The 19,400-nt window shown below is 57.7% G+C and carries 20 protein-coding genes, 1 tRNA gene and 1 riboswitch; of the genes, 9 read left to right on the forward strand and 12 right to left on the reverse strand.

Features of this window, described 5'->3' with window-relative positions; all coding sequences use genetic code 11:
- Position 1: 1 nt before the first annotated feature.
- Together SMN802W_RS0104185 and SMN802W_RS16385 are read right to left on the reverse strand one after the other, a co-directional pair.
- Complete coding sequence (locus SMN802W_RS0104185) at positions 2-862, reverse strand: Brp/Blh family beta-carotene 15,15'-dioxygenase (protein ID WP_156818720.1); 861 nt, start codon at positions 860-862, stop codon at positions 2-4.
- A gap of 14 nt (positions 863-876) precedes the next feature.
- Entirely contained in the window at positions 877-1,599 is a 723-nt protein-coding gene (locus SMN802W_RS16385; protein WP_037523293.1) for a bacteriorhodopsin, read from the reverse strand.
- Between the two features lie 456 nt (positions 1,600-2,055).
- Here SMN802W_RS16385 and SMN802W_RS0104195 point away from each other — a divergent pair, with 456 nt between their 5' ends.
- On the forward strand, positions 2,056-2,787 hold the full coding sequence (locus SMN802W_RS0104195; protein ID WP_238560104.1) for an HNH endonuclease: 732 nt from the start codon (positions 2,056-2,058) through the stop codon (positions 2,785-2,787).
- Here SMN802W_RS0104195 and SMN802W_RS17800 read toward each other — a convergent pair.
- From SMN802W_RS17800 to SMN802W_RS17810, 3 genes are all read right to left on the reverse strand, one after another.
- Positions 2,782-3,192, reverse strand: coding sequence for a hypothetical protein (locus SMN802W_RS17800; protein WP_202951004.1), 411 nt, complete (start codon positions 3,190-3,192; stop codon positions 2,782-2,784). The genes SMN802W_RS0104195 and SMN802W_RS17800 overlap by 6 nt on opposite strands.
- 76 nt (positions 3,193-3,268) lie before the next feature.
- On the reverse strand, positions 3,269-3,763 hold the full coding sequence (locus SMN802W_RS18470; RefSeq protein ID WP_443208577.1) for a RipA family octameric membrane protein: 495 nt from the start codon (positions 3,761-3,763) through the stop codon (positions 3,269-3,271).
- Positions 3,764-3,821: 58 nt separating this feature from the next.
- Positions 3,822-4,232 (reverse strand): TIR domain-containing protein, encoded by a 411-nt coding sequence (locus SMN802W_RS17810; protein ID WP_083925588.1) that lies wholly within the window; start codon positions 4,230-4,232, stop codon positions 3,822-3,824.
- A gap of 822 nt (positions 4,233-5,054) precedes the next feature.
- Between SMN802W_RS17810 and SMN802W_RS17820 the strand changes: the two genes are divergently transcribed.
- The 3 genes from SMN802W_RS17820 (at position 5,055) to SMN802W_RS0104210 (ending at position 8,199) form a co-directional block, all read left to right on the forward strand.
- Positions 5,055-6,008 carry a COG2958 family protein gene (locus tag SMN802W_RS17820; protein ID WP_083925590.1) on the forward strand — a complete coding sequence of 318 codons (954 nt, stop codon included), beginning with the start codon at positions 5,055-5,057 and terminating at the stop codon, positions 6,006-6,008.
- A 171-nt stretch (positions 6,009-6,179) separates the two neighbouring features.
- Positions 6,180-6,755, forward strand: coding sequence for a recombinase family protein (locus SMN802W_RS0104200; protein ID WP_026325731.1), 576 nt, complete (start codon positions 6,180-6,182; stop codon positions 6,753-6,755).
- 769 nt (positions 6,756-7,524) lie between these two features.
- Positions 7,525-8,199: a hypothetical protein gene (locus tag SMN802W_RS0104210; RefSeq protein ID WP_019515642.1), complete on the forward strand. Its 675-nt coding sequence runs from the start codon at positions 7,525-7,527 to the stop codon at positions 8,197-8,199.
- A gap of 403 nt (positions 8,200-8,602) precedes the next feature.
- Here the strand turns inward: SMN802W_RS0104210 and SMN802W_RS18120 are convergent, their stop codons facing one another.
- Complete coding sequence (locus SMN802W_RS18120) at positions 8,603-9,169, reverse strand: hypothetical protein (RefSeq protein WP_156818721.1); 567 nt, start codon at positions 9,167-9,169, stop codon at positions 8,603-8,605.
- Between the two features lie 210 nt (positions 9,170-9,379).
- Between SMN802W_RS18120 and SMN802W_RS18885 the strand changes: the two genes are divergently transcribed.
- The gene (locus SMN802W_RS18885; protein WP_083925592.1) at positions 9,380-9,622 is read left to right on the forward strand and encodes a DUF6771 family protein; all 243 of its coding nucleotides are present in this window, start codon (positions 9,380-9,382) and stop codon (positions 9,620-9,622) included.
- Positions 9,623-9,757: 135 nt separating this feature from the next.
- On the opposite strand, the gene SMN802W_RS17485 is transcribed toward SMN802W_RS18885, so the two are convergent.
- The 3 genes from SMN802W_RS17485 to SMN802W_RS17830 all read right to left on the reverse strand — a co-directional run bounded on the left by SMN802W_RS17485 (position 9,758) and on the right by SMN802W_RS17830 (position 12,714).
- The gene (locus SMN802W_RS17485; RefSeq protein ID WP_083925594.1) at positions 9,758-10,417 is read right to left on the reverse strand and encodes an outer membrane protein; all 660 of its coding nucleotides are present in this window, start codon (positions 10,415-10,417) and stop codon (positions 9,758-9,760) included.
- A gap of 424 nt (positions 10,418-10,841) precedes the next feature.
- The gene (locus SMN802W_RS18125) at positions 10,842-11,690 is read right to left on the reverse strand and encodes a hypothetical protein (RefSeq protein ID WP_156818722.1); all 849 of its coding nucleotides are present in this window, start codon (positions 11,688-11,690) and stop codon (positions 10,842-10,844) included.
- An 817-nt stretch (positions 11,691-12,507) separates the two neighbouring features.
- A complete protein-coding gene (locus SMN802W_RS17830; RefSeq protein ID WP_083925595.1) occupies positions 12,508-12,714 on the reverse strand; it encodes a helix-turn-helix transcriptional regulator in 207 nt (68 codons plus the stop codon).
- Positions 12,715-12,850: 136 nt separating this feature from the next.
- Between SMN802W_RS17830 and SMN802W_RS17835 the strand changes: the two genes are divergently transcribed.
- Complete coding sequence (locus tag SMN802W_RS17835; protein WP_156818723.1) at positions 12,851-14,029, forward strand: tyrosine-type recombinase/integrase; 1,179 nt, start codon at positions 12,851-12,853, stop codon at positions 14,027-14,029.
- A 63-nt stretch (positions 14,030-14,092) separates the two neighbouring features.
- Here SMN802W_RS17835 and SMN802W_RS0104235 read toward each other — a convergent pair.
- Positions 14,093-14,178: transfer RNA gene (locus SMN802W_RS0104235), tRNA-Tyr, on the reverse strand.
- A 228-nt stretch (positions 14,179-14,406) separates the two neighbouring features.
- Here SMN802W_RS0104235 and rlmB point away from each other — a divergent pair.
- Positions 14,407-15,153: a 23S rRNA (guanosine(2251)-2'-O)-methyltransferase RlmB gene (gene rlmB / locus SMN802W_RS0104240; protein WP_019515647.1), complete on the forward strand. Its 747-nt coding sequence runs from the start codon at positions 14,407-14,409 to the stop codon at positions 15,151-15,153.
- 31 nt (positions 15,154-15,184) lie between these two features.
- Here the strand turns inward: rlmB and SMN802W_RS0104245 are convergent, their stop codons facing one another.
- Positions 15,185-15,502: a 2Fe-2S iron-sulfur cluster-binding protein gene (locus SMN802W_RS0104245; protein WP_019515648.1), complete on the reverse strand. Its 318-nt coding sequence runs from the start codon at positions 15,500-15,502 to the stop codon at positions 15,185-15,187.
- 78 nt (positions 15,503-15,580) lie between these two features.
- On the opposite strand from SMN802W_RS0104245, the gene SMN802W_RS0104250 reads away from it, so the two are divergent.
- Positions 15,581-16,210 carry a DNA-3-methyladenine glycosylase family protein gene (locus SMN802W_RS0104250; protein WP_019515649.1) on the forward strand — a complete coding sequence of 210 codons (630 nt, stop codon included), beginning with the start codon at positions 15,581-15,583 and terminating at the stop codon, positions 16,208-16,210.
- A 90-nt stretch (positions 16,211-16,300) separates the two neighbouring features.
- Here SMN802W_RS0104250 and SMN802W_RS0104255 read toward each other — a convergent pair whose 3' ends face one another.
- Entirely contained in the window at positions 16,301-16,762 is a 462-nt protein-coding gene (locus tag SMN802W_RS0104255) for a VOC family protein (RefSeq protein ID WP_019515650.1), read from the reverse strand.
- Between the two features lie 164 nt (positions 16,763-16,926).
- Positions 16,927-17,036, forward strand: a riboswitch (TPP riboswitch).
- Between the two features lie 28 nt (positions 17,037-17,064).
- Between SMN802W_RS0104255 and SMN802W_RS0104260 the strand changes: the two genes are divergently transcribed.
- The gene (locus tag SMN802W_RS0104260) at positions 17,065-19,374 is read left to right on the forward strand and encodes a TonB-dependent receptor (protein ID WP_019515651.1); all 2,310 of its coding nucleotides are present in this window, start codon (positions 17,065-17,067) and stop codon (positions 19,372-19,374) included.
- Positions 19,375-19,400 lie beyond the last annotated feature (26 nt).

The following is a 19,400-nucleotide window of genomic DNA, read 5'->3' on the forward strand; positions in this document are numbered from 1 at the left end:
GTCAGGCGGACGTCGGAAGCGGCTCAGAATGTGCCTCACTCGCAAACCACGGCGTGACCAGCAGATGCGGCACGGCCAGCGCGGCAATCGCGGCGAACAGCGCCCTCACACCCGAGGCATCGATCCGCAGCAGCACCGCGGCGACTACGCCCGCCAGCACAAAGGCGAGCAGCAGGATCGGCCCGACCGCGCGAAAATAGTCGAGGGTGGTCGCGCAACCGATCCGCTCCTGCCGCTGAGCGGTCTGCGGCAGCGCGTGCAGGATCAGGAAGCCGAGCGAGAAACCGATCAATGGCGGAAAGATCAGCAGCGCGAGCGTGCCGACTGCCAATCGCAAGTTGCGACGCTGCAATGCCAGCACCAGCAAACCTAGCGCCGTCATGCCCCCGATCAATGCCAGCGCGTTGACAAGTGTCGGTACGAGCGTGTCCGGCCCACCCGCGATCACCAGCAGGTCGCGCAAATTCGCTTTGTGGATCACGGCCGGCGTCGCGACCAGGCTGATCCCGCGTGCGCTACGCTCCATCAGCGATCCCGCCGGCGCGTCCTCCAGTGCAAAATGGATCGCGGAGGCGACGAGAAACAGCGGCAGCGCGACGGCCGGCTCGGTGGTCCACCACCATAGGCATCCGAGCGATACCAAGCCGTAGAGTGCGAGAAACGACGGACGCCGCGATTGGTCGACGATCGCCAGATCGCTTGCGCCATGTGCCATCCCGATCACGCCAACCGCGACGATCGTGTAACATAGCTGGACGAGCAACGGGGCGAAGGAGGCGGCGACCCCCGCCACCCCCAGCAGCGCCCAACCTATCGAGCGGCCGTCGAGGGGGCGTGCTCCGAACTCGATCCGATCGCGCATCGGAGCACGCACCTTCACGCGTGAACGCGATCGTGCTCGTAGCCTGACCCACGCTCGCGCAATGCCTTCTCGACGTTATTCGCGGCGTAGAAGGCGTAGACCACCTTCGCGACCACATCCATGATCAGGATCGCCCACACCGTGGTCAGGTCGGTCACAATCTTCAGTCCCTCGGGCCCGACCAAGAACACGATCGGGTAGAGGAACCAGATAACGGTCAGGAAGCCGACATTCTTGACATACGCGCTGCCCAACGCCTGCCCCCGCTCAAACGCGCGTGCACGCAGCGGCACCCACAACAGGTACAGCACGCCCGCGAACGCGACGCACGACCACAGATACCACACCCACTTGCCGACCGGCACGATCGCGAGCGAGGAAATCAGACCGGTGACGATCATCAACACGTCGAGCACGATGATCGCGGTCAGATAACCGCCGACTTCACCAGTCGAGCCGCGTTCGTGAAATGCGACCAGCACCAGCCCGGCCAGGAGGATCGGCGTCGTCACCGACCAATCGAGATAGCGGGCAAGGTAAGTGGCGCTACCGTCGAGCTTGACCAGCGTACCGATGCCGAACGCCATCGCCAGATACGCCGTCGCGGCGATGAACGGTACGCTTGCATGGAGCAATGTGTGGTGTCTGGACGGCGGTTCCTTGCTCCCCGTCGCATAGATCGCGAGCGATCCCAGCGACATGATGGTGAAACCGATCAGGAAAACCATACCATCCATAACCAACCCCTGCGCACGAACGAACGGCGGGATGCCGGCGTCAGGGCTGTAACGGAAATCAAGCGCGCAGCGCTCCGTCACCTGCAAAAAATTGTTTCGCTTTGTTTCTGGGAAAGCGGGAAGTCGCATACGGAAGTATCGACCAGCCAGCGCCCACGGTCGCAATCAAGTGATTGGTAGAAGGAAAGTGGTGGAAGGGACTGGATTCGAACCAGTGTACGCTCACGCGGGCAGATTTACAGTCGACCGGCAAATGGTGCCTAGAAAGTCCCTTTCACACCCATAAACAAGCACTTAGCTTAAGGATGGCGAGTCTCATCGTGCCCCCAAAAGCCCGCTTTTTCCGCTATTTTCCCGCACTGATTACCCACGAATTACCCCAAGCGTGGAGCGGGCTAGGAGTGAGCGCTGTTGCCATACCGCTAGGTCATCGTACCATCCGGTATGGCAACGAGCGTGCGCAACCCGGTTTGGAACCGCGATGAGCTAACGCTCGCGCTCGACCTGTATGTAAAGACGGTTGGTAACCCGACAGGTGCGGACTTTGCCTTGGTGGATCAGCTATCCAACACGCTAAACAAGATGCACCGGCTTAGCGGGGTGACCGGAGCGGAGACGCTTCGGAACCGCAACGGCGTCTACCTAAAGGTTATGAACTTTCGGCGCTTCGATCCGGCGTACCTCAACCAAGGTAAGGTCGGGATGCAGCGCGGTAATCGCCTAGAAGCCGTGCTGTGGGCCGAATACGACGGAAAGGCACGCGACCTAGCTATCGACGCGGAAGCGATCACACGGGCCGTTAACGGGGCCGATGAGGCAAAAGTAGCGAAGCTTCCGCCAGCCGAGCCTTACGAAGGGGAAGAGGGCGGCGTTATAATTCGCCTTCACAAGCGATACGAGCGCGACCCCAAGCTGGTACGAGAGAAGCGTAAGGCTGCAATCGAGGCCGGTTCGCTAGCGTGCGAGGTATGCGGGTTCGACTTCGAAGCGGCGTATGGAAAGCTAGGAAGCGGGTACATTGAAGTACATCACACCAGGCCGGTCCATACCTTGAAGAAAGGCGCGAAGACTAAGCTAGGGGACCTCGCAGTCCTATGTGCGAACTGTCATCGGATGGCACATAGAACACCTTTACCGTTATCGATAGATGCCCTGAAACAAATAGTGTTAAGCAAAGAGGAGCTATAATTCACGCGTCACTTGTTTAATCGGTTCGATGTGGAAGATGGTCCTTCCAAGTGACAGAGCGTACGCTACTATGTCACCAGTTCCGCCTGTGCCTTCCGCTGGTTCGCCATCCCAGACAGCGATTAGACAATCTGTTTCCCGAGTAATCCACTTACCGGCAGCCAAAAACGCTCTCTCTTCGGGTTCGTCCGAGTCAAGCTTAATAACTTCTGACGCTGATAGAAGTTTGAGATAACGGCCTAGTGAATCGTTGTCGAAGTGAGTCTCATAATCTTCGATAGGGATTACTGCGGTCAATTTGCCACCGCTTGCCAGCACCGCGTCACCAAACAATTGATCAGTTCCAGCGGCCAGGCTGGAAAAGCCGTTTAAGTCGGGCTTGCCGTCAAGGAAGCTATCGATCATTGATCGAACCCACGACCAGTCTATACCTTCTCGCTCTTGGTGTCCCGTGATACCGATTTTCAGCGGATTTCTCCTATTAGCAAGCACTGGCAAGTAGCCTGCGCAACAAGACCTGCCAGGGAAGTAGAGAAGCGGCTTGCGCCGCATACATCGCAATAAATACTTTTGGGACAAGTTTCTCGGTAACATGAAAGGGCTTGTGTCGTTTTCCATCGCCATCTGGATCGAGTTCAGCCCACTCGGCGGTATATGGCGAAACTAATAGATCCTCTTCTATCTTATTAATCACCGCGAACTTAGCATTATTAAGAGTTTTATAGCTTTCTATTGACCTAGTCCAATAGACTGAAACGAGTATTCCGGCTATCGATATAAGCAGTGTCGTTCGAATTGTAGAAGTGCTTGTGCCTAGATACGCAGAGCCGCCCACTAAAAGGGTGTTGATCGACAGGTAGAATGAGTTAGCCGCCTGTCGGCGCTGGCTCACCCTATCAGCCATTTCAACCATAAGCTTATATATCTCGAGGCGTTCGCTTCTATGGTCTTGGATATTTCGTCTAAATAACGGCACGTCTGCCTAACCTGATATAAGGTGTATATGACGTAAGACTTGCGTGTTTTTAGGTTTGCTAGGCGTTTTTCCCCTCTTTCATCATCTGGCTAACCGCACCTGCCACGCCGTCCCATGTCCAAGGTATAACACGGCTGCGAACTAGTCCCGATGGTAGAGGGCTGGTCGCATCGGCCCCGCCCACATATACCCCAAAAAAAGGCACATTTTGAGACTTAGCCATCGCGATTTCTTTAGCAACGCCAGTCGCAGTAGACATATACTTACCAACAAGAACAATCATAAGGTGTGTCTTGTTGATCTTCGCTTTCACAAGACCTTCCCATTCAGACTGTTTCATCGGCTCTTTAGCCGACCAGTCTTGGTGTGAAAATGGAGTTTTAGAATGCCAAGCTTGACCTGCAAATAGCATCTTCTCGGTGCTATTATTGTCAACATCAAAGCTTATAAATGCTCTTGGTTCTGCCATTTCCTTCTCCGATCATTATCTAGGGGTTGGCTAATTGGCTAGTTGAGTTACCATAGCTGCGGAGCTGCACCGATCTTACGGTGGGCAGAACGCACGCGATCAATCCACTCTTGGAATGGTTGCTTCCATCGCTGGTCAGCGAGGCTGGGTGGATTATCTAAGTTGAATGCTGGCATAGAGAGGCCGACAGCTCCCCTATCAAGAAGGCCTTCGGGAACGACGCCGTCTTCTCGCCAAACCAGGATCGGTATACCTAGCTGATAGGCCATTGCTGGTTCGATCTGGCAGTAAGGACTGCTAAGCCATGTTTCGGATTGTGTTACCTCGGCTTCCCCTAAGTCAGACTGCGGCCGATCCACTCTCTTATCTACAAGGGACCGTCTAAATGCGAGCGCGATAAGGCCGTAACTGCCAGTCATTAGTCGCCGTATAGCCTCTAGCGGAGCATCGATGCTATATTCGGATCGGCCGAGGGTCATCGGTCGGAGGCAAGCCTCGGTAAGGGCTTTCTCGACCTTAACTAGAAAAGCCTCTTGGCGTTTCAGGTAAGCTTTGGGACAACTTACAAAAACGGGTATCTCCATTCTCGTAGCTTATCCAAAACGACGCCATGCGCAAGCGCGACTATATTTACAATATTACATTGGGCAAAGAGGGCTTCTATGTCGTGCGCAAGCAAAGCCGAGGAATGTAGTGCCAAGGCTTATGTGGTTTGTAATTCGCTAGGCTTTCCAACTGACAAGAACGGGCTTGCTTGATGGAGGAGCGCTAGGCATCGTCCCGTTAGCCTCCTGTGTAGGAGCGAGGTAGCGGGGATCGAAATTGGCGCTTAAGCTTAACAAGGCGGTGGCGGAATGCCTGCGCCTGCAAGCCGGGCAACGGCTTAAGGCGCGCGACATAGCGGCTTGGATATACCGGACCTATCCCGAAGAATGCCGAGCAAAGCTGGATCGGAGCGCGGCGCTTAAGTCGGAAGACGATCTACTACAGCAGCTTGTTGCCGAAGTTGGCGCAAATAGGCCCTTAATCGTGAAGGCGAATCCCCAAATTCGTACTGTGGAGGTCCGACCTCGGCTCTACTATTGGACAGAAGAAAGTGAGAAGGAAGAAGCTGACGCTGTTGACGAGCGGGGGAGCATTGCCGGCAAAAGTGTAGCAACGTTGGCTCCTGCTGTGACCGTCGAAGAAGCGGCGCTATTCGAAGCCGATTTGTATCCGTTGCTTGGAGCCTTTCTTGCGTCGGAGTCCGGGTTGAATGTTCAACGTATTGATGAGAGGCGTTCGTCGAATAAGAGAGGGCCACAAGGAAATAAGTGGCTTTATCCCGACATTGTTGCGCTTGAAGACCTAACACGCGGATGGACGAAAGAGATACGGGACTGCGTATCGGAGGTAGGAGCTAGAAAGTTCCGGCTTTGGTCCTTAGAAGTGAAACTGCTTCTAAACCGATCCAATGTCAGGGAAGCATATTTTCAAGCTGTATCGAACTCGTCGTGGGCGAATTTCGCTTATCTCGCTGCTGCCGAAATCGAAGGTTTAGAGACGCTGAAGGAGCTGAGGATACTTAGTTCGTTGCATGGTGTTGGCCTTATTCGTATTGATATCCAATCGCCTTCCGACAGCGAAGTATTGATACCTGCGAGAGAGCGCGTTGAAGTCGATTGGGCAAATTGCGATCGTCTAGCTTCCGAGAACTCCGATTTTCAGGCCGTCGTCCAGCGATTGTGGGAGTTTCATCGAACTGGTGGCGTCAAGTCAGCCGAATGGAAGGTCTAAGCGCGAGCCAGCTTATCTAGAAGGTAGTGCAAGTACGCTAGCACAATGCGGAAGTTGTAAGCTTTGAGCCACGCCGGTTCAGGGCATGAAGGGCGGCTAAAAAGACACTGGACTCTTTAGTGAGCTACGCGCAAAAGAATTGCGTAACTTATGAGCGAGTCGGGGTCTAATATGAGCCGCCTGTACTATCTGCGTTGTTCGAGCGCCGACTCTAGCGTGGAGTCGCAACGCAAGGCGCTTGGCAGCAACGCTGATCGCGAGTTTGTTGATGAAGGGGTAAGCGGCGCGATCCGGGCGGAGGATCGCCCCGGCTTCGCCGCTCTACTGGCATATGCTCGCGAAGGTGACGTGATAAGCGTTTACGCCATCGACCGATTAGGGCGCGACGCAATCGACGTACAAACCACCATCCGCAAGCTGATCGACAAGGGCGTTACTGTAGACGTTCTCGGGCTAGGCCCCATAGGTAAGGGCGTAGGAGAGCTTATAGTCGCGGTACTTGCACAGGTAGCCGATATGGAGCGCCAGCGTATCAAGGAGCGCTGTGACGCTGGTAGGGTCGTTGCTAGGGCTTCCTTAGCTGCTACAGGTAAGACTCATCGGGGTAAGGTGAGCCTCGGTAGGCCAATGGCTAATGATCCGGCTGCTGTCCTAGCGTGGCGTAAAGACAATGCAGCAAGCATCGCGGTCACCGCCCGCCACTTCAACCTCTCGGCTGCAACGGTGAAGCGCTACTGTGCTATTTAACTAGCACACCATTTCCGATGGTGGTTGGCGCGGGCGCTTGTCGTCCGCGCATCGCTTTCGGTGCGTCTCTTCGGTGAAGAGGGGAAGTCCTAGGATTTCGCGGGAACCTTGAGGCCATACCATCCAGCCACCAACACCCAAATTTCCCAAATCCTCACACTAGGAGAAAGGGCTTAGCTGCCCGTCGTCGGATGGTGCCCGTTGCCCTCGGCTGCCTAGTCCTCCATTGTAGCTTCGTCGCTCCGCAAAATCGGGACGATGAGGCGTGGAATCCTCTTTGTTTGCGTAGCTCGGTCAGTTTCTGGCCGGGTGACCGCACGCGTATGTCCAAGGCTCACGCCCAAAGGCGGCGGTGCCTCGGGCTACGCACGGGGATTCCAACACCCGGCTCTTCGCCGGGTACGCCTCCTAACAAGAAGGGGGGCTTCATGTTTTTTCGACCTACACAAATTGGCGCTGGTGCGATTCTAGCGGCCATGCTGGCGGTTGCGCCCGCGACCGCCGACAGCTTGCCCGAACTGTGGCAACGCCCTGTACGAGCCTCCTACGACACGCAGAAGAGCGCATTAGCGCTAGAACACTGCATCGGCAGTGCAGTTAGCGATTGGGGTTCGCCTAGCGTTCTTCACGGTGAGGGCGTCACCGATCTATGGGTGAGCCTACCATATGCCATTCGCATCACCGATGCGGGGCAGACGCGCACCGTGAAGTTTACCGCAACCGCCGCCTACGATGATCGGGTAAACCGCGCGATCAAGGGGTGCCTGTGATGACCACCCTTCTTATTGTCGTTTTCGCCTTCTTCGGGCTTCTTATGTTGCTCGGCTGGGCCGTGAACACCAACATGGCGAGGAACCAAGCTAAGCAGGATGCGGCAGTAGCGGAGCTTAAAGAGCGATTTGGCGAAGGCGATTACTACTACAGCCTGTCAGGTCCGCGTTGCATCGGCATAGCTTGGGGTCGCGATCAGCTTATCCTCGGCAGCGACGTTGCTAGCGCCACTGCCTTGCCGCTTTCCGACGTGCGTAGCGCTGATATCGAGATTGACGGTGTGGAGGTCACTACCTCGCGCTCAACCACCAGCACGAACCGGGGATCGCAGCTTGCCGGGGGCTTGGTAGGCGGTGTCCTCCTCGGTCCCGCTGGCGCGCTTGTAGGTGGGCTTACCGGCGGTAGCACGACGACCGGAAAGGCTGTGGGTCAACGTAAGATCAAGTCGGTAAAGCTGGTGATCCGGGTAGCCGACCGGGTTGCGCCCTTACGTACCCACGTCTTCTTCGACCACCCACATGGCGAGGGCTACGAGGCAATCCACCCGATGCTTCAACCAGAACTAGAGAAGGCGGCGCACTATCATGCGCTACTTACAGGGGTGATAGAGGATCGGGTTAGCGGAAGCGCCGCTACTTCCGCTGCACCTATACAGTCTGGATCAGCCGCCTAGGTGTTCCTGTGCAGCGCGCTTAGCATCGGCAATGCTCTTGCGAGCGCGCTTAGCTACAGCCTTCACCGGCTCCGCTACGGCTTCCGCTGCCTTCGCTACAATAGTACCCGGCTTGCGTCCTAGACCGCGTTCCTGGCCATATAGCTACGTGACTTATTCTATAACTGACAGTTTTCGGCTGCGCATTCGGTAAATTAAACTTCCGCACTAAACGTTACTAATGTTTAGATTGACTCATGCTGTAAGGAAGCGAGTCTAGCTCGGTTCTATGCTACCATAGAGAACGATGGCACGACCGATTTTGGAAACAAGCGCTTGGCATGACTCCCAAAATCATCTGCCAATCGTTGAGCCTCCCTTCTGTCTTTGTGCATCATATCAATAATTTGAGATGCAACTTGGTTTAAAGCGTAGGCAAGCGGAATAACGCGGCTTGCTTCTTCTTTTTTAACTTAGTCGTTCCGACGCCGTCGATAAGTTCGCTTGCCGGTAGCATAGCCATTAACCGCTCCCGTCGATCAGAGTATGACTTCACCACTGCCTTAAGTGCCTCGTACCGCTTGTCGAGTAGAGTTAAGGCGTTTGCAAAGTCGTTGCTTTCCAGCTTCCGCATGAAAAGAGCAATCTCGCGACTATCAAATCGTACCGACGGACCTACATCAGCCCCAAGTAGTGGCAAGACCTTTTGCCAGAGTTGCCAGTCCTTGTGGCCGTTAGCATGGGCATTATAGAGCATTTCATTTATCTGCGAACAGATGGTGTATGTTCCATTGACGATTTCTAACAATTTGACAAAGGCTGATTGGAGCGTTCCAAGGTCGAGTTGTAGCTGATTGGCCTCATCTTTAGCTGTGGCTTCCCGAGTTGCCTTCACTGCCAAAGCATATGCGGGTACCCCGCCTGCCAGCGCACCGATAATGCCGCCCGTCACCGACGTAAGCAAGTCCCAAGCGTGATCTGTATCAGCCACCACAAGCCCATTTAGTGAGGCTCTGACAGCTGCCTCCAATGCGACTACAAAAGCTAGTAGAAGATCTAACATCGCCTTTTCATAGTCCTAACCAGAGCAAACGAGATTAAACTTAAGTCCCTACTTGTAATTCCGGATTTCCTGTGATGTTAGCTACGTTGTAATATCGCTGGTTGGTTAAGGCTGCAATTCAAAAGCAGTAATTAGGAGATAGTCGAAACTGCCAAACCGCTCCCCGCGTATTTTCGTGCGTACGAATGGTGGCTTGACCCTGCTACGCTCGCGTTGGCCATCTTAACCGCGCCCGGCTGGGTTCGTGTCGGCATTACGGCTCCGGTTAAGAGGATACGGGAGCAAGCGGCGCATGAGCTTGCACGTTCGCTGTGCGAAGCTGTTCGTCCTATGGAGCAGGTAGATCGCAATCAAATGCGACTACCGCTAGAGCATCTGTAAGCGTAGAATGAAGCAATTTGCCCGTAGAGGGGCGTAGAATGCAGAAAGACGTTCGGGGTAGGGCGACCTACCTCTAACGCCTTGATGCTCTGGATGAGGCTGTAAACGCTCTTATGCCTTTAGAGCGGGATTTGACTAGAAGCGATATCCCAAACCGTAAGTTACTTGGTGGCGTGCAGTCTTAAGCTTAGCCGTCGACCCCTCTTCGCCAAGGGCTAGGTCGCTGTAATCAGTGTAGGTGTAATCAACTCGATTATAGACCCGGCGACCAAGGGTGAACTCTAATCCACCGCCTACATGGTAACCGTCGAGATTGTCGCCGTAGCTTTCGTCCGGTAGAAAGCCTTCGAAGTCGCGGTACTCGTAGCCGATACGACCATTAGAGTAGCCACCTTTGGCATACAGCATGAACGTTCCGTCTAGATTGATGCCTATTCGACCACCAACCGTTATATTGCGACCGGCCTTCACACACGCGCGATCTAGGCCGAAGACCTCGGCGCAATCCTTCGCGGTCGAACCATCTACACCGGCGTAAGCGCCGACAACGACGCTATTCAATTGAACGTCGTAACCGACCTCGCCACCATAAGCTAAGCCGCTCTTTCCGTTCTGATCGCGGTAGGTAACGCCATCGTCAATTAGCAAGCCGTCTAGGGTCGGACGATCCCAACCAATCTTAGCTTCAATGCGCGGACCTGTATGCGTCGGTGCCTCTGTCAGCTCGTACTGCGCCATCGCTGGCATTGCGGTAAGTGCCACGGCGATAGCCGCCATCATTGAAGCCGTCTTCATCTTTACCCCCGTCGCCTTTGCTGGCGTTAGGGGTGAGGCTAAAGCGAACTTGTTAGAACCGGGTGAACAATGCTGCCATAGCGGCCCTACAAGCCCGTACAAGGCAATCTAGGCTGTTGAGTAGGCCGTCCTGCCATCCGTGCCTTGATGCTCTGTATGGCGCTCTAAACGGCAATTTAGAGCGTTAGCCTTCGCAGGTTGCTGGCATCTTCTAGTCGGTCTTACGACAAGCCGCTGTTCTGTGAGGTCCGCATTGTTTTTAGCGGTTGCTGATAGCGGCGACGCAAGCGCCTTATCGTCGAACGGCAAACAGAAGAGTAAATTAGCTTCGCTCTTCTGATCTGCCAGTCAAAGTCCTCTAACCCCTATCTGTATACAGACTAGCTCGCTAGTAGCTAGGCTAGCCGATGAAGATAGAAACTAATTAGTTCTTGATAGTGAGTTTAGGCTTAAAGCCTGTATGTTTAGAAAATACACTTTCAATGACCTCTTCAACCAACTTTGTCTTCGCTAAAGGAACTCGAATGGAATCATGAACCGGGAGGCTAAGAACGTTATGTTTAAAGGCTAGCGTTTCCATAACCTCTAGCATGATTTCACTTTCTCGGTAGTGAAGGTCCGCCCACGTAAAAGAGCTTTCCATCCAAGCATCCACTACGGGGAAGGTGGAGCGAATGGCGTCGCGAACCTTTTTTATTGGAAAGGTCTTACGCACCGCGAAGAAGACTTTTTTCGCGTTCTCATCTTCTAGCTCGTTTACTACTTCGTTGGGCCAATTGCGATGAAATTTGGGATTGCTCCACGTCATATTCATCCAAGCCTTGACAATCGGCCGGGGTAGCTTCGTTCCTTCATAAGGATCGGGCGTGGCAGGAAGAGCCATACCAAGCAGGGAATAGGCGATCGTAAGAAAGCACGCGGAGATATCGACCTCTACAGTGTCCTCGCCATCAAATTTGATGAGAGAGCGTTGACCTAGCTCCCGATGCTTTAGCCCTTGGTAGCCCCCTCCATGAACGTAGATGCGACCCCCTTTCCGGTAGGCGTGGCCGGGTTGATCGCCTTGGTTGTAAATGCGTGTAAGCGTGATTTCATCTAGGTTACCTGCCTCGGGGCCGGTGACCGAATGGGAAGCGATGTACGCGTTGATAGCGCGCATCCTTGCGGCTTGCCGCTTTACCTCGGGATTGTGCCAGTCGACCTTTAAGCGCTTACCTTGAAGCTTATTCTTGCCTCGACGTTTGGACGTGGCGCGAAGCTGGATCAGCTGCACGTATTCGGCTTCGCGTGGGTAGTGAAAATGACTGCGGCACTCCAATGCCCTAATGCCGTATCCAGCTAGGTAGTCAGTGAGGCGAACGGTCGCAGAGATACGTGTGACGACGCCGGGCTCGTCCCTAAAGCCCTGTTTTCCCCCGAAAACCTCTACCAGCCGATGCGCTTTTAGGTCTTCTAGTGCCCGCTTGAAAGGATCGCGGCTGATAGGTTGGCCGGTGAACTTGCATGGAGCCATTGGGCGATAGCACGGCCGTAGAGGGGTGTAAGACGCACCCTTAAGCGCGTCAGCAAGGATTGTGCCGACCGCCATGATGTACTTAGAACTTGGTCTTCTAGGTCTTCCTCTGCTAGTTCGCACTAGCTCAACTATATGAGTGATGGCGGTAATCGCCTCGACGCTTGCTGGCTTTGCAAGCAGAGTCATAGTTACTGATTGCTGTTCTCGAACCTCCTTGGCTGGGGGTAGGGGGCAGGAGTCTATTAGTCCAACATTGGAGTCGTTCGCTGCTAGCAGAGAACCGTCATCGAGCGGTAGTTTATTCAAAATAGTCATTGGATCCTGTATGTTTACATAAGTATATAGTATGTTAAGGGTATTTAGGATTACGCGTTAATTTAGCTTCGCCGGCGCGCCGAAAAGTGAAGGTGTAAACACGTTACTCGTCGCCGAGCCTTCACCCTAAGGCAAAAGCTTAAGTTGAAGGCCGTTGGGTCGGAAGTGTAGCCACGGTTGTGCGCGTGAAACGTCTAACGTCAAACCAATGCTGGTGCGGATACGAGCGGCAAACACGCTTAAGGACAGACAAGCAGCATCAAGCCGCTGCCCCGTTAAGCTGCACGAACGCTTCTAAGTCTTTCAGGTAATAAAAGGTGCGCCCGCCAACACGGATGCAGCGCGGTCCTTTGCCTCGCGATCTATAATTGGCAAGCGTCTTGACCGATAAGCCAAGGTAGTCGGCTGCGCCTCTTCTTGTAACACGCCCATCAGGGGTGCTGTCAACGTTGACTCGGGTAATCATTTGCGGCTCCTATAGTACTCGCCCGTTCGTCGAGTCGTGAGAGCTACTAAACGAGCGGAGCAGGGGCGCAACCGTTAGTAAAGAATGGTCTTAACTGTACCAATCTAAACTACATGACCTATTGCGAGTTAGTAACGTGGCACTCAAATACAAATACCTTCACCAATCAGCTTTGAAAGCACTTACTCCCGGGCAATCCATCACCGAACATGCCATCGTTGCCACGCGAACGAAGACCGGTGATATCCGCTACAGAATACAGACGATGGTGGACGGCGAACGCATCCACCGCACCATAGGAACGCATAGCGGCGGGGTGCGGCGGGAAACGTGCGAGCGGGAGCTAGAAACGCTGCGGACCCATGCAAGGGAGGAAAGGCTGAACCTGCCTAAGGGACGAAAGCTGCATCGCTCGTTCGCCGAAGCCGCCGAGAGCTATCTCACGCGTATGCAGGAAACGGGCGGAAAGGATTTGGCCAATAAGCGCCGACACCTGCGGAACTACCTTGTCCCATTCCTCGGTACGGACCGGCTCGACAAAATAACAGATTTCCGATTGCGACAGTATCGTACTCATCGAGAAAGCTCGAAGGCCACGCCCGCCACTATCAATAGGGAACTTTCGACATTCTCTCACATGATGCGACGTGCATCATCCAAGGGTTGGCAATGGGTAAAGCCGGAGGCGGTGCCTGACATTCCGAAGGAAAAAGAGGCTAGAAAACCTATACAAGTGCTAACCGTGGAAGAGTGTGACAGACTTATCGCTGCGTCGAAAAAAGACTTCGATCCGCACACGCACTTGTTTGTTCTCTTCGGTCTTAACACAGCGATGAGACACGGAGAGATTGTTTGTCGGAAATTCAGCGACGTTGACTTCGCGACTAATCGGATATGGATCGACCGTGCGAAAGCGGGGGAACGAAACCAACCGATCACCGTGGCTCTAGCGGACGCACTTAGCCGCGAACAGGCGAAACGCGACGATAAGGAAGGGTGGATATTCCCTGCCTCTCGGAGCGATAGCAAGAGCGGCCATCGGCGAGAGCTAGGGATTGCCTTTCGTCGCTGCGTCGAAGCCGCTGGACTCACGTCGAAGGCATGTACTCCGCACGTCATGCGCCATACCGCTATCACGCGTCTGGTGAAGGCTGGCGTCGACCTCCTTACGATCAAGCGAATCAGCGGACACAAGACAACCGCGATGGTGGAACATTATATGCATATTCACGGATCACACATCGATGAGGCGGTCGCGACGCTGAACACCACCCGCGTTAATCCGTTTACCCACGACTTACCCAAGCTGTCTTAACTGTAAGCTGGCTAGGAGGCGCGCGCTGGGCAAATCACCCAACAAAAACAGCCATGTAAGGGGTGGTGGAAGGGACTGGATTCGAACCAGTGTACGCTCACGCGGGCAGATTTACAGTCTGCTGCCTTTAACCACTCGGCCACCCTTCCATCCGGGTCGGCGCGGACGTGTGTCCGACGCCTGCTGCACGCTGCTCAAGGCGGGGTGCAGGCGGCTGGTCAAGCCGCGGTTCTGCGCCGCTGCTGCGACGAAGAAGGCGGCTCCTAGAGGCGTGTGCGGCCGTGCGCAAGCCCCTTCGCGCGCGCAGCAGCCGCACGCTTGCGCACGCGGTGCCCCCGGCATAGGCACGCCACCATGCTTATAGAATTTCAGCGCTGATGGCGCGTCGCGGCCATCGTCCCAGCCAGACGCAGGGCAATCGCCCGCGCTTCTGGGGCCGTCACGCGGTCACTGCCGCGCTCGCCAACCCTGAACGCGTCGTCCGCAAGATGTGGGGCACGCGCGAGGCGCTGTCGACGCTCGATATCCCTTCGTCGCTGCCGGTCGTCTTTGCCGAGGCGCCCGATCTCGGCCGGCTGGTGCCGAATGACGCGCCGCATCAGGGGCTGGTGGCGGAGGTCGATCCGCTCGAGGAGATCTGGCTAGGGGACCTGCTCGCACAGGGCGAGGGTGATCGCCGCCCGCTGATCGTGCTCGATCAGGTGACCGACCCGCACAATGTCGGTGCGATCATGCGCTCCGCCGCGGCATTCGACGCGCTCGGCATCGTCACGCAGGACCGTCACGCTCCGCCTGAATCGGGCGTGCTCGCGCGCTCGGCCTCGGGTGCGCTGGAGGTCGTGCCGTGGGTGCGCGTCGTCAATCTCGCGCGCGCGCTCGACGAGATCGGCGAGGCGGGGTTCTGGCGCATCGGGCTGACTGGCCACGCTTCCGCGACGCTGGGTGAGCAGCTGGGCGAGACCCGCCCCGCAATCGTGCTCGGCGCGGAGGGCGAGGGGATGCGGCAGAATACCGAGGCGCATTGCGACCAGCTCGCGCGGCTGCCGATCTCGGGCAAGGTGGAGAGCCTGAACGTCTCCAACGCCGCCGCGATCGCACTCTATGCGGTGGCGGCGCGGGGATGATCGGGCGCGGCGGTGACCGCGCCCGCCAGCCTCAATCCTCCTCGGCGATCCGCACCTTCAAGCCGTCGAGCGCCGCGGTGAACTGGATCTGGCACGACAGGCGCGATCCGGCATTGCGGTCTGCGGACGAGTCGAGCAGGTCGTTCTCATCCTCGCTCATCGCGGGCAGGCGATCGGCGAAGGCGGGATCGACGTGGACGTGGCAGGTTGCGCATGAACAGCAGCCGCCGCACAGCGCCAGGATCTCGTCGATACCTGCGTCGCGGATCACTTCCATTACCGACAGGCCGACCTCGCCCTCGATCTCGCGTTCTTCCCCCTCGCGCGTGACGACGATAAGCTTGGGCATGATGATGTCTCCGACAAGTTTGCGCCGCCATGCCGCGTCGGGCGCGCCCGGGCAATGGGTGGCGCGAGCGGTTCCGCAATGGGCCTGAACGAGCGCGACCTGCGTGCCGGGCTCGATGCGCTGGGCGCGATCGAGCCCGCCTTCGCCGCCGCGATCGCGCGCGTCGGCTATCCCGCGCCGCGCATCCGCCAGCGCGGCTATGCCACCCTGCTGCGCACGATCGTGGGGCAGCAGGTGAGCGTGCGCGCCGCCGACGCGGTGTGGCGCAAGCTGGAGGAGCAGGTCGGCGATCCGAACGATCCCGCCGTCATCGCGGCGGCGAGCGACGAGGCGTTACGCGCCTGCGGCTTCTCGCGGCAGAAGACGGGCTATGCGCGCAGCCTCGCCGAGGAGGTGCTGAGCGGCCGGCTCGACCTGACACATCTGTCCGCCGACGATGAGGAAGCGGTCGCGCAACTCGTCCGCATCAAGGGGATCGGGCGCTGGTCGGCCGAGGTATATCTGCTGTTCGCCGAAGGCCGCCCCGACATCTGGCCGGCGGGCGACCTGGCGGTGCAGATCGAGGTCGGCCGCATCCTGGGCCACGATGCCCGCCCGAGCGAGAAGCTGACCCGCGAGATTGCAGAAGGCTGGCGCCCACACCGCGGCGCGGCGGCGATCTTCACCTGGCACCATTACGGCGCCGGGCCGGACGCCGCTCCGGTATGATGGCTACGTCTGCTTTCAACCTGTGCCGACGACGTTGCGCCATCGCTTTCGAAAGATGGTGAGGTGGGAAGACGTTGGCGGGATCATCGATCACCCGGCGGGCGGCTGCATCAGCTCTATCGTGATATGGTCGGGCCCCGAAACGTAGGCGACCAACGTTCCCTTTCGTGGGCCACCCTGGATCGGCAAGGGACTGCCTTTGGCCTTCCATCCTGCCACCTCGACGCGAGCGATGGTGGCGTGGATATCCTGCACGGCCAAAGCCAGGTGACCCGCTCCGATCGATCCCGCGCTGTCGGGCACAATCCCGTTCTGGTGCCCTTGCGAGTATTGCAGCAGTTCCACCACATAGCCGTCGGATGCCCTGACGATCGCCGTCTTCACGCTCGGATCATCGACACCGGTCACCTGCTGCAGGAAGTCGCCCCCCATCTCCGATCGACGTTCGAGCGTGAAACCGAGCGCTTCGGTCCAGAAGCGCACGGCTTCATCCAACGATGAAACGGCGAAGCCCGTGTGATCCACGGCAAGTACGATTGCGGCATCTGTCATCACTGTACCTTCTCCGATTGGTATCTGCGGTGTCATAGCCAGCGCCCGGCTGCAATCGACACCAATAGCGCGACAGGGAGCCGGGCTTCTGCCGAACGATCGTAACCGGATCGCGCCCGACTTCGACGATCGGCGTTTGCACGGACGTCAGAACCGCGTAGACGGCGCTATCCCCGGGGGACCGCTGACGCGCGGTTGAGAGGTGGGCAGCAGCCCATGACCCGCTGAACCTGATCCGGGTCATACCGGCGTAGGGAGGGTCGCGGCTCCGTCGTCCCTCCATGTGGAGTGGACCTGACACGATGCCGGCCAAGATTTCGTATGCTCATCTGACGATCCGCTATGGCGGCGTGGCGCTGTTCGCGGCTGCCGTGGCTTTACCCGGGGCCGCCTCGGCGCAGCAGACGACCGACGTGCCGAACGACATCCGCGTCGTCGGTCACCGCGATCCCGAAGGTCTGTTGCCGGACCAGACCGAACCGAAGGCGGTCAGCGCGATCTCCTCCGACTTCATCGTCAAGCAGGCCCCGACGCTCAACGCGTTTCAGCTCGTCAACCTGCTGCCCGGTGCGAACGTCGCCTCGAGCGACCCCTATGGCCTGTCGACGAGTTCGAGTCTGACGCTGCGCGGACTGGGGCAGGACGAGATCGGCGTGCTGCTGGAAGGCGCACCGCAGAACGACATCGGCTATTATTACGCTTATCCGTCGCAATTCGCCGATCCGGGCAACGTGCGGCAGATCGCATTGGCGCAAGGGTCGGTCGACCTAGGCTCGCCGACGGTCGTCGGCGCGGGCGGGTTGCTGTCGCTGACGCTCGACGATCCCAAGGCGACGCGGCAGGCGCTGGTCGATCTTTCGCTCGGGTCCTTTGCGCTGCGCCGCGTGTTCGCCCGTGTCGACACGGGTGCGATCGGCACGACAGGGCTGAAGGCGTTCGTGTCCTATTCGAACACGCGCGCGGACAATTGGCGTGGTGCGGGCTATGACACGCGCCAGCACGTCGATGCCAAGCTGCTGCGCGAGTGGGGGAACGGCAACCGCGCCAGCCTGGCATTGTCGTACAACGACGCCAATTCGGCGAGCTATCCCAGCCCGACGCTTGCCGAGTGGCAGGCCCAAGGGCGTAACTTCAACTACGACGCGCGCTATACGCCGGGAGACACCAACTACTGGCGGCTCTACCGCGCGCCGTTCCGCAACCTCTACGCCTCCGCCCCGGTGCATGTCGGGCTGAGCGATCGGCTGACGCTCGACAGCACGAGCTATCTCCAGTTCGGCTACGGCAACTCGCCATATGGCACGCAGCTCGCCACCACCGGCAACTTTCTGGGTAATGAGGAGCTGGCGCAACCGATCGCCCTGCCCGGGGCGGTTGATGGCGTGGCAAACGTGCTGGGCAATTATACCGGCGATCAGATGCGCACGGGCAGCGTCAGCAAGTTGACGCTGCAGGCGGGCGTCCACCGGATCACCGCCGGCCTATGGTTCGATTACGGCACCGACCGGGTCACGCAATCCTACACCGCGGTCGATGCCGACGGGCGCCCGGCTGACGAATGGGGTTACCGCAAGAAGGCGATCCGCACCGCCGATGGTCGCCTGCTCGCCTATGAGAACCAGCGCACCGTCACCGTGACGAAAGCGTTCTTCCTCGCCGACAGTATCGCGCTCGGGCCCCGCCTGACGATCGATGCCGGGGTCAAGGGAGTCGGATTGCTGCGTTCGGGGCGCAACTATCTGCCCGGACCGCAGAGCCGCGTCAGGGGTGACAACTTCACCCTGCTGCCACGCGCCGCGATCCACTACGCGCTGGACGACCGCCAGCAGCTGTTCGCCAACGTTACGACCAATTTCCGCACGCCCAATGAGTTCACGCTCTACGACAGCTATGATGGCGGCGTCGTGTCGACCCGCGGCACCGATACGCTGAAGAACGAATATTCGATCTCGCAGGAAGTTGGCTATCGCTACATCGGCCCCAGCCTGTCGGGGTCGATCACCGGCTTCCACTACAAGTTCCGCAATCGCCAGCTTGCAACCGTGATCGATGCCGGCGGCGCGCAGGTCAATTCGACGCTGAACGCCGGCGGGCAGACCTCCTTCGGGGTCGATGCCGAGATCGACTATCGCCCCGCCAAGGGCGTCAGCGTCTACGTCTCGGGCGAGTATCTGCGCGCGCGGATCGACGACGATCTGCCCGTCGGTGCCGATTATCTGCCGACGCGGGGCAAGCGCGCGGTGTCGAGTCCGGTGGTGCAGATCGGGGGCGGTGGCACGTATGACGACGGTCGCCTGTTCGGCAGCATCGCCGGCAAATACGTCGGGCGCCAATATGCCACGTTCATCAACGACGAGAGCATCAGGGGCTACGCGACGCTCGACATCGCGCTCGGCGTGCACTTGGCGGATTGGCTCGACGGCAAGCGGACCGACCTGCGCGTCAACGCGATCAACGTGACCAATCCGCATGTGCTGGCCGGCGTCCAGTCGGTCAGCACCAACGCCGGCGACGTCGTCGGGCGACGCGGCACGCTCATCACCGGCTCCGCGCCGGCATATTACGTCGGCAGCGGCGCAGCCGTCGTCGCCACCGTGTCGCGTGGTTTCTGAGCGTGAGTAATGCTGAGGATGCGGTA

Source organism: Sphingomonas sp. Mn802worker (assembly GCF_000382485.1).
In the GTDB taxonomy this organism is placed as follows: domain Bacteria; phylum Pseudomonadota; class Alphaproteobacteria; order Sphingomonadales; family Sphingomonadaceae; genus Sphingomonas.